Consider the following 12,448-nt stretch of genomic DNA (forward strand, 5'->3'; position numbering starts at 1 on the left):
AATTCCTCATTTTGATTAAAATTGAGGAATTTAACCTAAAAGGCTTAAGCCTAAGATATCAGACGGTTAAAACCATTTTTAAGGCTAGTATTTAGCTTTAATGAAATCCTAAGTCCCTTTCACGATGGCGCTTAAACGTGCGATAAATTGCTGCACAGCTTCAAGGGTATCGAAACTAAACGCCAATCCGTAGTGGGTTTCGTTAAGGCTCTTATGTAAGCGCTTGGGAAAACGCGTCATTTCCGCATTATGGTAATAGTCATACTTAGCATGTACGCCCGCTAAGGTGGCTAACTCGCTGGAAAACACCTCAAAGGCTGGGCGGATAATCAGCTGCGCGGTTTTGCCCTCCATATGCAGATAAAAAGCTTCCTTGGTTTCCGGCAACATATATTCGGTAATGCTCTTCACCGAAAAATTGCTGCGACAATGCAGCTCGGTTAAACAGCGGCTCATTTCCTGTTGTGTTATAGCCAAAAGTGCCTCCTGAAAGTGTAAACATCTTGATATACAGAACAATAAACTGATTAGTCGTTCAGTGTTAATAAAAAATAATTTCCCACAGCTTTAGGCAAATTTAAACAGCTTAATACGCCATGCGTTTTATTAGCGTTTACTGATCAAGTAATTAGCGTGCCCCTCCACCCTATTAAAACACAGTCAAAAGATTGTCGCTATGTCATTAAATTGTATAGTGAATTTTTGCTTGCCAGCAGAAAATGTTGCGACTACGTTAATAACCCAGAGTGGAAGTCGGGCCAGTTTAGCCCCGATGCAAAAGCCAAAGCGGTGATGTGTTTTAGCTGCCACTCCCAAGGTTTCGCCGTATTGATTTAAACCTGACAAACGATTGCCATGCCGAACGCTGCGACTTAACGCCATTCACCCGACACTCAATGGCCGTTAGCAATGGACTGCAAGGCCGTGCTCAATCACTAAAAGATGAGAAACACCCATGAAGATAAAAAACACCTTAATGCTCTTGGGTCTGTTAGCTGTCAGCCCCGCGGTATTTGCTGCAACGGGTATCGCCTTTGTCCACGGAACTGGGCATCAAACCAATGCGTTAGCCGACTATTGGACGTCGGAGTTTGTTAACTCGGTGCGCCAAGGGATCCCCGTCCCCAATAATTACACTGTCATCAACTGTGACTTCGACCAATATATGTGGGAAGAAACGGCCGCAGGCTGTCTTGCCACTCAGCTCAATAGCTTTATTCAAGCGAAGAATATTGATGATTTAATCCTGCTCACCCACTCCAATGGCGGCAATGTGGTGCGCTGGATTTTATCCAACCCAACCTGGGACAGCCGCTATCCTGCGGTGATCAACGCCACCTCCAGAGTCATAGCCCTTGCGCCATCGAGTGGCGGCACGCCGCTGGCCGATGCGGTCAATCAGGGCAATGTGTTCGAAACCAGCCTAGGTTGGCTCTTAGGCTATGGCAGCAATGCGGTCAAACAACAGCAAGTCGGCTGGATGGCAAACTACAACAACACCTTGCTCTACGGCACAGCTGGTCGCCCGAGTTTAGGTAAGCCCTTCGAGGTGGTTGTCGGCTCGGATGTGGATTCTGCCATTTGGGATAGCGACAGCTACTGCGCTGGCTATCAATATCAGGTCGCCCTCGAAACCACCCAAAACTGGCTCGATAGCTGCTCCGACGGCTTCTTAAATTGCAGCTCGCAAAAAGCCGCAGGCACAGTCTGGTTTACCGATAAACAAAAGACCCGAGGTCAAGAACCATTAAGCCATCAGCAGAGTCGCCGTGCCTGCTTTAACTTAGACACGCTGATCAGAAGCCATATTTAAGGAGCTAACTATGCAACCATTCACACTCCGCACCTTAAGCAAAGCGGTCAGCTTGGTCATCTTAGCTGGCCTGCTCGGTGCCTGTCAGGATGAATCGACCACGCCTGAGCCACAAAAAGAAGCCAGCCCAATGTATGCCAAGGGCTTAACCTTATCAGCGCCAACGGATAGCGATCTTGTCGATACCTATATCGCCGCGCCAACCCTCGCGCCGATTAACACCAGTACCGATTATGTCAGCTTTATCACCCCGCTCTATGGCGAATACCAAGCCAGTCAGCCCGTGCTTGAGCAGACAAGCAAGAGCGATGAGTATTGGCTTAATGTCACCGGCGCCGAGCTGAATGCTGGCGTGCAGCTTAACTTGAGCCAAGCGGGCAGCTTAGTGCGGATTGCGCCCCGCGGCGATGTCAGCACAGGCGCCTTGATGCATGCCGATGCCGTAGCGCCTGAGCGAGTGCAAATTCAGCGGATAGGCCACACGCCGCAGGGGAAAAACGCCAGCCCGCAAGCAACGGAATCTTTAGTTAAGTCGCTGGTGAGCGCCGACGCCTTAGCCAGTGCGGGACTCGCCGATGATTCCAGCGCGCTACAAATGTCTGAAAAAGCCACGGCCGGAGAATATCGCCTACAAGTCAGCCAGCCCTTGGTTGCTAGGGCCAACTATCTGGTCAACGTGAAGGAAAAAGGCTCGCCCTATCAACTGAGCATCAAGGCGCCCAGCGCAATTGCGGCCGACGCCCAAACGCTTGGGGTAAAACTCGCCTTAAGCCAAAGCGATAATCAATTTGCGCCTCAGGCCAAACTCAAACAAGCCGATGGCACAGAGCAAGCGCTGGCCATGGTGAAACAGGGGGATGAATGGCAGGCTTTAGTGCCCGCAGACTTGCCCCTTGCCAGCAGCAATGCGGGGCTGAGTGAAATCGAAGTCACAGTCCAGACTCAGGTCGATGGCCGCCCAGTGCAGCGCACGGTGAAAACCGCCTTTAAGTCCTATGTAAATTCGGCCAGCATCAAGCCCGAAGTATTGACCGTTTGGGACAAAGGCGTGCCGAATCAAGTCAACTTTGAGCTAAATGTCGCCGAGGCGGGACGCTTTGGTTTAAGTGGCGTGCTCACGGGCACCAATACCGAGGGCCAAAAAGTGGCGATTATGCGCACCCAAGCGGCGACTTGGTTAACGCCCGAATCCCCCAAACTCAAGCTGATGTTTGACCCAACACTTATCCAAGCATCCGGTCTGCAACCGCCCTTTGAACTCAACGAGCTAGAGCTGCAAGACCAAGGGCAAATGGCACGGTTAAGTTTTCAGGCTAACGCGCTGGTGCTTAGCCGCTAATTTAGCAAGCGCACTATATTTTCTCTTTCCACTTCTCCCTTCCCAACCGTTTTGAGTGCCCACCCGGGCACTCTTTTTTTAGCTTGATGCAATCAGCCTCAGTTAAAGCCAGACAGAAAATCACCAGACAAATTCCCAACAAAGGTTTTCAAAATGCCGCATGAGATCACAAATGAGTGATAAAGCAGGTGCCACAGGACGCAATATCGTCACAATGACGATATAAAATTTACATTGATTACCGAAGGTTATTCCTTTTAAATAACAAAGTGTCTAGGCATAATGTCAATGTTTTGACATCATCCAAATTGATGACACTCAATGTACAAAACGCGCTACCTATAAAAATAACAATGGCTAATGGCACCGCGATTCCCCCGCCTTAGTCGATGCTCAAGCAATGGAAATCCTATGAGTGACAGCACATTTTTTTTTGGTGAATGGCAAGTCAATCCCAGCGCCAACAGCCTGCTCCTTGGTAAACAAGTTAAACAACTTGAACCTAAGGCGATGGATGTGTTGTTGTTTCTCTGCCAAAACGCCGGTGAAGTGGTCAGCAGCGACGAAATTGTTAGCCATTGCTGGCCGGGGGTCGACACGGGCGACAATCCACTGCACAAGGTTATCAACCAGTTACGTCGCGCACTTGGCGATAGCGCCACCGAATCCCGTTACATTGAGACCATTCGTAAACGTGGCTATCGCACCTTAGCCGAGGTTCGCTTTCCCGTTGGCCATGAAGCCAGCGCAACACCACAGGCTTGGCAAGGCGGCTCGCCGTTTCCAGGCCTGCAAGCCTACAGCGCCAACTATGCCGACGTATTCTTCGGCCGCAGCGAGCAAATTAGCACGCTGCTGAATCGCATTAGCCAACAAATCCAATTTGGCCGCGCCTTCTGCTTAATTTTAGGCCCGAGTGGTAGCGGTAAATCTTCCTTAATTAATGCCGGTGTTTTGCCTAACCTTATGGCCGCCAATGGCTTTAATGGCGTTGGGGTTGTGGCCTACAGCAGCCTCGATTTTGCCGATGTCAGCAAGGGACAACTGCTCACCGATTTGGCCAGCGCCATGCTCGACTGGGAGCTAAATGACACCCCAGTATTTGAGGGAATGAGCGCCGATACGCTCGCCGCCAAGCTTGAACAAAATCCGCAGAGCATTGTCGATATATGTAAACAAAGCCTTAAAAATCAGACCTATGCTACACCACGCTTTGCCTTATTTATCGACCGATTAGAGGTCTTATTATCATCGCCGCTGTTTAGCGATACCGAGCGCAGCGCCTTTATCGAGCTGTTAGAGCGTCTTGCTACTTCCCATGCAGTGTTAATTTTAAGTGCCTGTCGCAACGACTTTTATCCGCTGCTAGTCAATTACCCCAGCCTGATGGCAGGCAAAGCGCGCGGCGCCCATTTCGACTTAGCGCCGCCCACTCGCACCGAGCTGTTGCAGATGATCCGCCTGCCGGCCGTTGCCGCCAATTTAACCTGGGAAATCGATAACGACACCGCCATGCCGCTCGATGAAATGCTCTGTAGCGATGCCGCCAGCAACCCAGATGCGCTGCCTATGCTGCAATACACCTTGCAGGCGCTGTATTTACAACGCAGCGACGATGACAAACTATTGGTCTCTGTATATCGCACCTTGGGCGGTATCGAAGGTGCTATCGGTAAAAATGCCGAGCAGGCCATCTCCCATTTAACCGAGGCCGAAAAAGCCAGTCTGCCACGGATTTTATCCCTGTTAGTCACCCTGCGTGAGGATGAAAAATCCATCACCAGCCGCACCGCCCGCTGGTCGCAGTTGCAAAGCGCGGCCGAAACAGCCCTAGTGCAAGCCATGGTCGATAGCCGCTTATTTGTGTCCCATCTGCAAAATGGTGAGCCCTGTTTTAGCATCGCCCACGAAGCCCTGCTGCGCCGCTGGCCAAGGGCGACGGCGTGGATCAGCGAACATAACGACAGCCTTAGCATTAAGAGCCGACTACAGCATTTATCCCAGCGCTGGCTCAGCGAAGCCAAACACAGCGCCTATTTGCTGGCCGAGGGTAAACCTTTAAAAGAGGCCCAAAGCCTTAGGCAAAACCCCTTATTTGACTTAGACGAGCGGGAAACAGACTTTATTGCCGCCTCCAGCAAACGCGCCACTATGCTGCGCTGGACGAGGCGCGTTACCGTCGCCCTGCTGTGCGTACTCACCTTAACCTCAGTCATTATGAGTGTTCGCAGTATCGAAGCCGAAAAGCTGGCCCAGCAAAAACGCCTCGCCGCTGAAGATCTGCTCGGGTTTATGGTGGGTGACTTCGCCGATAAAATGCGCGGCATCGGCCGGATGGACTTACTCGACGGGATCAGCAATAAGGCATTGGAATATTTCACGGATTTCTCCAGCCAAGACGATGAGAAGTACTTAAGCTTCGACGCCCGCTTCCAGCATGGACAAACCTTAGAGGCCATGGGCGAAGTCGCCTATTCACGCAATAAAATCGATGAAGCCCGCAGCGCTCTACTCGCCGCACAGGAAAAAATGCTACCGCTGCTCGAATTGCAGCCCGAAAACTTAGCCCTGCTAAAAACCTTAGGCGCCAACGCCTTTTGGTTGGGTCAGCTTAAATATGATGTGAAAGATTGGGCGGCATCTCGCCCGTTCTTCGAGCAGTACTTAGCCTATAGCCAAACCATGTACACCCTAGCGCCAGAGGATAAAGATGCGCTGATGGAACTATCCTATGCCCATAACACCTTGGGCTCAGTGTCGATGAAGCAACAGGACTTTGCCAAGGCGCAGCAAGATTTTGAGGAATCATTACGATTAAAGCTATTGGCACTGGCCAAAGCCCCCGAAGATAGCCAACTAATTGCCGATGTGGCTAATACGCGTTCTTGGTTAGCGAGTGCGGCAGTGTCTTTGGGAGACATAAACACAGCAATATCCATCCATAAAGAGCTGCAACAAGAATTAGAGCTAGGTAATCATATTAAAAGTCCTTATTTGCTAGAAAAACTAAGTGGAAGCTACCAAACTCTCGCAGATTTGCTTAGTTATACTGAACATAAAGATGAAGCTCTTAATCAAGCAAAGTTAAACCTATCAACTGTTGAAGAAATACTAAGGCAAGATCCCCAAAATGACATATGGAAAACATTGAGATATTACTCTGTTTTCCAAGTAATCAGATTAAGTAACTCTTCAACTGAGCAAACTCCAGAGAACAAAATTAGCGTACTTGAAGCTTCGATGTCTGCAGATAAAAATCTTAATGAAACTCAAAAAAAGTCTGAGGTATGGGCTAACTTTTACTTATCGTCATCTTATTTCCTCATGAACTCTGGAAAATATAAAGATGCAAAAACTTACGCAGAAAAAGCATACGAGTCGTATCTAACATTATCAAAGAATTTTTCGCAAAATATGGCTTTCGAACTCAATTTAGCAGAAAGTGAGTTACTAATTTCTGAGAACAACGAATACCCTATTGAAATTACTAATTCATTTTGCCACAAAGCAAATGAACGCATTAAAAAACTAATGGAATTAAATAAAGAACCAAAGTATAAACTCTTATTTGAGCGTTCTATTAATTGTACACATGCACAATGACGCTATTCTATAACAACACAATGAAAGGAAATAAACATGTTCGTACCACAAGGTCTTGCTCAATTTATTAAAGTCAATGTCACCCTAGAAAATGGTGAACCTGTATTTATCTATACCGATGCAAACGGTCAGCAGTGCCCAGGTGATGTCACCATCACTCAAGCTGGAACTGTAACCTATTTACTCAATGACCAAACCGGTAAAGGCTTAAAATTTGTCGGTGTGGGTTTTGTTACTCCGTTTGATGAAATTGTCGATGCAGTGACCATTAGCAGCGATGGTATGTTAGTGCAACTTGTTGACCTCGATAGAACCCCAGGAAACACTAAGTTCCAATTTGTACTGAGCAATACCACCAATACTCTGTTGGTATTAAGTCCTGATCCTGAAATTACTAACCGCCCACAAAACTAATCTTTGTTGAAAGGGACTGCTGAGCAGTCCCCTTTTCCCCTTCCTGTCCCCCTCTGCTTGCCACAGCCAAACGTCTTAGCTAGCCAATTCCCTCCACTTTTAACCAATCCTTCTTTGCAAATTTGCGCATTATTTCACCTTCATACGACATTAATCGCAGCGAATCGACGTGAAGATTGCCCTAAATCATTCGGAAGATAATTTTTTATTCATTTATAAACAACAAGTTAAACCAGAAGATAAGCAGAAGGTATCTTTTCTTCCGCCAGAATAAAGTCATCCTCAGAAAAGCGCCTAGCGCAGATGATTAAAGTTCACGGAGAAAGATAACAATGACAAACTCACCGAAACTGGCACGCCAACAACCCGCCTTATCCATTGTCGATGATGCTGCATTGGCCGCAACTCAGCATGCAAAGGCTGCCGAGCTACCGCTGAACTTTTTCGAGCATTCTTCCCTCGAGACCATTGAACTCTTTATTCAACATTTAACCGAGCCAGTGATCCTAGTGAATGCCAACGGCTTTATCCGTTCGTGCAATCAACGTAGTGCCGAGCTGCTCGATTGCCCGCAGGCGAGTTTAAAGGGCCAAGACTGGCGCAATTTTTTGACCGAACATCATCAAGCGCGCTACGACAATCTCCTGAGTCACGATGTGCAACTAGGCACCAATTGTGGTCACCCCGTGCAGCACCCTGCGCAGGAAACCACGCTGATCTGCGCCTCTGGCAAAGCCAAAGATGTTGAGTTGTCTATCTCTTATATTCCTAGCCATGAACCTGTGTTTGTGATGGTGATGCACGATTTAACTCAACATAAGGCGGAAAACCTCAAGCTGCGTAAATTGGCCGCCACCGACTCCCTCACCCAACTGGCGAACCGTCGCTATTTTGATGAAATGCTGCAACAGCAATGGGAAGAATGCACCGCCAAACTGCGTCCCATCAGCGTAGTCATTATCGATGTGGATTATTTTAAGGTGTTTAATGACCAGTTTGGTCATATCCAAGGTGATGAATGCCTTAGAAAAATCGCCAAAGTGATCGCCAATATTGTGCCTATCGACATCGGTCTTGCGGCCCGTTACGGCGGCGAAGAGTTTGCGCTGATCCTGCCTAATCACAATGCCAAAATGGCGCTGACCATAGCGCAAAAAATTCAGCAAGAGATTAATGATATTCGCTTTACTGACCAAGGACTTAGGGATTATGTCTCGATAAGCGCCAGCCAAGGGATTGCCAGTGAAGTTAATGGCCAGTTCCGTACTTCACTCGCCATGGTGTGCGCCGCCGATACCGCGCTTTACCGCGCCAAGGCCGATGGTCGTGACCGGATAAACGCCTCACTGTAGGCAGTGGTGATTGCAGCGTAAGCAATCGTAAGGGAATGAAATTAAACAAGGATGTTGCCCATGAAAACGCCGAATACACCCCATAACACTTCGGATACCTCGACTAACTCTGTGGCTCAAGTACAGGGTCAAGAGACAGCAGCCTCAATGAATTCACTTTCCTTAACGCCATTTTCTCTCAGTCAGACCCTAGATGTGTTTACCTTCCAAGCTTGGGTTAACACTCAACAGGGCGGGACGGTATTTCAATATTGCGACCAAGCCAATACTCCCTGCTTTATGGTGCAAATAACGCCACTTGGGCATATCGATATTCGAGTAAACAGCCAGTTATTACAGATTGACACTATATCCACCTTAGGCGGCTTAAATGATGGTTATTGGCATTTATTATCCATCACCTATCAATACCATGAATTAAGCTGTTTTATCGATGGCGATCAAATCCATTTACAGCAACATACAACGCCCTTAACGGATGAGGCTAAATTAAAAACCGAAAAACAGACTACTGCGACTTTCGATGGGGAAATCGTTAATATTAATTTGATTGAAGCCTGTTTAACTGACACTGAAATTTTAGATTGTTATTTACATCCACAGCAGCAAGCGGCGCTGATTGACAGCAACTTATATATTTATCCCAAACAACATTCAAAGCAGACTCTCAACTTAATGCCAGCGCAATTAGCAAGACAGGAAGTCATGCTGATTATTTTTAATGATACCGAATATAACTTTAGTAAGCAGAACTTAAACAGCAATAACTTTAACAAGCAGCTACCGAGTATTATCCCCGCCCATGAACGCTGCGCATATATGATTGAATCCAGCAGTGATAACTGGCCACATTTTATTTATAAGGCGAACTATCAAGCCAAAGAAAGTACCGATATCAAACTGAGCTTTGATATTTTAAAATCCCTCACCCCCCATCGCTCACAGATTGATTTACAGCTGAGTAATGAGCTGGAATTTGATTGCTTTATCAGCCAATCAACTTCGAACCGATTAACGGCCGAGATCCGTATCAGCGAAAATGTGGTCACCCGCCAAGCCAAGCATTTTATGCGCTTTATTAACGAAGTGCGCAGCCACATTGCCAGCGACAATATCATTACCGATGGCCAGTATTATGCAGAGCAGGATTTTTGGGTAAGCACGGGACAACAGATGCTGGCCTACGAAAACGCCTGCCAACTGTTTAATCGCCGCCTGCAAAAAAGGCCCCTCGCCATCATCAAATGCCGCACCAGCCAAGAGGTCAAGCTGGTCTACAAGACGGCGGTCGATTATCACTTAGCCATTAGTGTGCGTTCCAGCGGCCATGATCACGAAGGGGAAAGTGGCGAGACCAATAGCATAGTGATCGACCTCTCCTTGATGAACAGCATCGAACTCGACCCCATCAGCGGCATTGTCGCCGTTGGGCCAGGTTGCACTATGCAAGCTTTAACCAGTTATCTGGCGCAAAAGGGCTTAATGCTGCCCCACAGCACCAGCGCCTCCCATGCCTTAGCGGGTTTTATTATGGGCGGAGGTTGGGGACCTTGGTGCCGTAAATACGGCATGTGCTGCGAAAGCTTAGTGCAGGCAGAAATCGTGTTGGGCGTAGGTGAAACCCAAGTGGTGTCGGCGGCCAATAAGCCCGAACTCCTCTGGGCGCTCAAAGGGGGAGGCGGTTTAAGCTACGGTATTGTCACTCGTTTTTTTATTCAAACTTTTGCTCTGCCCCCAAGCCTGCTGAAATTTGAACTAGAATGGAACCCGTATCAGCAGGATAGCCAACAGCTACGAGAAACCACCCCGACCCTAAGATTATTGGAGCGTTGGGAGCAGATTATTCTGGCCGATAATCTGCCTTGTTTGTTGGGCACCAATCTTAAAATCCAAGCCAAACCCACCGTTTTGCCAGGGGTAAAACCGCCATTAAACACTGGCGTGCAGGATCCTCAAGAGGCCAAACATAACTGCATTATGTACGGCTATTGGGAGGGGAATCCTGCGAGCCTTGCGCACTTTATCAAGACCCAGTTTAGTGAGGTCGGCTTAAAACCCAAAAGAGTGCAAATGGCGGCCATGGGCGGATTAAGCCAATCCTATGGCGATGAATTGATGGAGAGCTGGAACCGCGAAGCCATTCGGGATTTACAACCCGTCTTAAACCATAGAATGGCCGAATTGATTAATGATACGGATATACAGCTGTATGAAAATCAGCGCCAACATTCGCAGGATTTGCTCAAGCCCGCGCCCCATAGGGTGACATCGCGCTTGGCCCATGCACAGGGGCTAAAACAGGGGCATATCGCGCTTATCGACAGCCTCACCTCATCACAACTGATTGATGGCAATCGGCAATTAGGCTTGTTTACCTATGTCACCCTAAGCGCCATTGCCGGTGATTTTTATCGCACACTTGGTGAAGTGCAAAAAAGCCAGAGCGCCTTCCCCTACAAGGAGCAGGCCTACATTATTCAGTATCAAGCATGGTGGAATAGCGAACTCCAAGAGCAAGCCTTAATGCAGGTTAACTCTGTGTATCCCCGAGTGAATAAGGCGCTCGACTGGATAGACACCTGCCGCGATGCCTGCATTGCCAATAGCTCTGGCGCCTTTATCAGCTTTAAGGACAATACCATCCCGACCGCACGCTACTTTGGGCAAAATTACCAAATGTTGCAGCAGGTTAAAGCCAGTTATTGTCAAGATCCCTTAAATCATTTTCGCTCACGCAAATCCATTGTGTAGCAGAGGATTGATGGCTTGCTAGCGCAGTCAACTCATCAATCTCTGCTGATGTGGGGCGGTCAGCATCTTTGCAACACCACGCCAACACGGCGTTCGCAATAGCGCTCGCCTAGGCGGCATTTTTAAGGCAAACTCAGCTTCCTTCGTCGTTGAATTATTTGCATTAAAGGTGATACATGACACCGCCACCCGCACTGGCCATAGTGCTTGCCCTGCTGGCCGCGAGCCTAATGGGCACCATTGGCGTATTCGCCCGTTTTGCCGCCCTGCCCGCCGAACATATTACCTTTTACCGCCTGCTACTCGGCGCGCTGTTTTTAATGGCCTATATGCTGTTAACAGGTAAAGGACGGCAAATTCGCCACAAACCGAGCAAGCGCACCTTGGTCAATGGCGCTATGTTGGCGGGATTTATGGCTTTTTATATCGAGGCCATTGAATACACCCAAATGGCCACGGTGATCATGATTATCTATCTCGCCCCTGTGCTGGCGTCACTCTTTGCCCATTTTGTGTTTCACGAGAGGCTTAAGCATTCTAGCATCGCCACTGTGGTGCTCGCATTGATGGGTTTTATGCTGATGCTGCCCGTGACCTCGAGTCAGTCACTCTACGACAATGAAATCATGGGATATTTTTATGCCCTGCTCGCATTGCTGACCTATTGCGGCTTTATCTTAATCAACCGTAAACCGAGCGCCGCCTCGCCCTATCAAAGCACCTTAGTCCAACTCAGTGTCGGCGCCCTCTGCTTACTGCCCTTAGTGTTAACGACGCCCTTAGTGCCGAGTCTGAATCAATTTGCTTGGCTGTTGGCGATTGGCTTCTTTCCGGGATTTTTAGCCATTCTGTTTGCGGTAAAAGCCCTCGCGCAGCTGCCTTCGGTCACCTATGGCACCCTCTCCTACGTCGAACCTGTGGTGGTGGTCGCACTCGCTTGGTGGTTATTTGATGAGGCGCTCACAACACAGCAAATGCTGGGGGTAATGCTGATTATGTTGGCGGGCATAGCACAGGGTTACTTAAGCCAGCGCCACACGGCCAGCAAGACCTTAAAGGATTGCCCAACTTAAACGTACAGTTAAGCGCATAGTTAAAGGTGAAGTTAAACACAAAGTTAAGCGCGCAATTCAAACCTCAGCAACAAAAACGCCGCTAATAAGCGGCGTTTTTTAT

8 protein-coding genes are annotated in these 12,448 nt (G+C 48.4%); 7 read left to right on the forward strand and 1 reads right to left on the reverse strand.

All coding sequences use genetic code 11. From position 1 onward, the window contains the following. Positions 1–108: 108 nt before the first annotated feature. The gene (locus SHEWANA3_RS14475) at positions 109–456 is read right to left on the reverse strand and encodes a hypothetical protein (protein WP_023267442.1); all 348 of its coding nucleotides are present in this window, start codon (positions 454–456) and stop codon (positions 109–111) included. A 499-nt stretch (positions 457–955) separates the two neighbouring features. Here SHEWANA3_RS14475 and SHEWANA3_RS14485 point away from each other — a divergent pair, with 499 nt between their 5' ends. The 7 genes from SHEWANA3_RS14485 (at position 956) to SHEWANA3_RS14515 (ending at position 12,345) form a co-directional block, all read left to right on the forward strand. After that, positions 956–1,813 carry a hypothetical protein gene (locus tag SHEWANA3_RS14485; RefSeq protein ID WP_011717634.1) on the forward strand — a complete coding sequence of 286 codons (858 nt, stop codon included), beginning with the start codon at positions 956–958 and terminating at the stop codon, positions 1,811–1,813. A 10-nt stretch (positions 1,814–1,823) separates the two neighbouring features. Beyond that, complete coding sequence (locus SHEWANA3_RS14490; RefSeq protein ID WP_011717635.1) at positions 1,824–3,152, forward strand: DUF4785 domain-containing protein; 1,329 nt, start codon at positions 1,824–1,826, stop codon at positions 3,150–3,152. A gap of 411 nt (positions 3,153–3,563) precedes the next feature. Then, a complete protein-coding gene (locus SHEWANA3_RS14495; protein ID WP_041412683.1) occupies positions 3,564–6,755 on the forward strand; it encodes a winged helix-turn-helix domain-containing protein in 3,192 nt (1,063 codons plus the stop codon). A 36-nt stretch (positions 6,756–6,791) separates the two neighbouring features. Further along, on the forward strand, positions 6,792–7,169 hold the full coding sequence (locus tag SHEWANA3_RS14500; RefSeq protein WP_011717637.1) for a DP-EP family protein: 378 nt from the start codon (positions 6,792–6,794) through the stop codon (positions 7,167–7,169). A gap of 332 nt (positions 7,170–7,501) precedes the next feature. Beyond that, positions 7,502–8,521 (forward strand): diguanylate cyclase, encoded by a 1,020-nt coding sequence (locus SHEWANA3_RS14505; RefSeq protein ID WP_011717638.1) that lies wholly within the window; start codon positions 7,502–7,504, stop codon positions 8,519–8,521. Between the two features lie 60 nt (positions 8,522–8,581). Next, positions 8,582–11,272 (forward strand): FAD-binding protein, encoded by a 2,691-nt coding sequence (locus SHEWANA3_RS14510; protein ID WP_011717639.1) that lies wholly within the window; start codon positions 8,582–8,584, stop codon positions 11,270–11,272. A gap of 176 nt (positions 11,273–11,448) precedes the next feature. Continuing rightward, positions 11,449–12,345, forward strand: coding sequence for a DMT family transporter (locus tag SHEWANA3_RS14515; RefSeq protein ID WP_011717640.1), 897 nt, complete (start codon positions 11,449–11,451; stop codon positions 12,343–12,345). The last annotated feature ends 103 nt before the right edge of the window (positions 12,346–12,448 follow it).

This window comes from Shewanella sp. ANA-3 (genome assembly GCF_000203935.1).
Classification (GTDB): Bacteria; Pseudomonadota; Gammaproteobacteria; order Enterobacterales; family Shewanellaceae; genus Shewanella.

Bases quoted from the DNA above. Each gene is read 5' to 3' on its own strand.
- SHEWANA3_RS14475 (WP_023267442.1), bottom strand. From the start codon at position 456: ATGAGCCGCTGTTTAACCGAGCTGCATTGTCGCAGCAATTTTTCGGTG.
- SHEWANA3_RS14485 (WP_011717634.1), top strand. From the start codon at position 956: ATGAAGATAAAAAACACCTTAATGCTCTTGGGTCTGTTAGCTGTCAGC.
- SHEWANA3_RS14490 (WP_011717635.1), top strand. From the start codon at position 1,824: ATGCAACCATTCACACTCCGCACCTTAAGCAAAGCGGTCAGCTTGGTC.
- SHEWANA3_RS14495 (WP_041412683.1), top strand. From the start codon at position 3,564: ATGAGTGACAGCACATTTTTTTTTGGTGAATGGCAAGTCAATCCCAGC.
- SHEWANA3_RS14500 (WP_011717637.1), top strand. From the start codon at position 6,792: ATGTTCGTACCACAAGGTCTTGCTCAATTTATTAAAGTCAATGTCACC.
- SHEWANA3_RS14505 (WP_011717638.1), top strand. From the start codon at position 7,502: ATGACAAACTCACCGAAACTGGCACGCCAACAACCCGCCTTATCCATT.
- SHEWANA3_RS14510 (WP_011717639.1), top strand. From the start codon at position 8,582: ATGAAAACGCCGAATACACCCCATAACACTTCGGATACCTCGACTAAC.
- SHEWANA3_RS14515 (WP_011717640.1), top strand. From the start codon at position 11,449: ATGACACCGCCACCCGCACTGGCCATAGTGCTTGCCCTGCTGGCCGCG.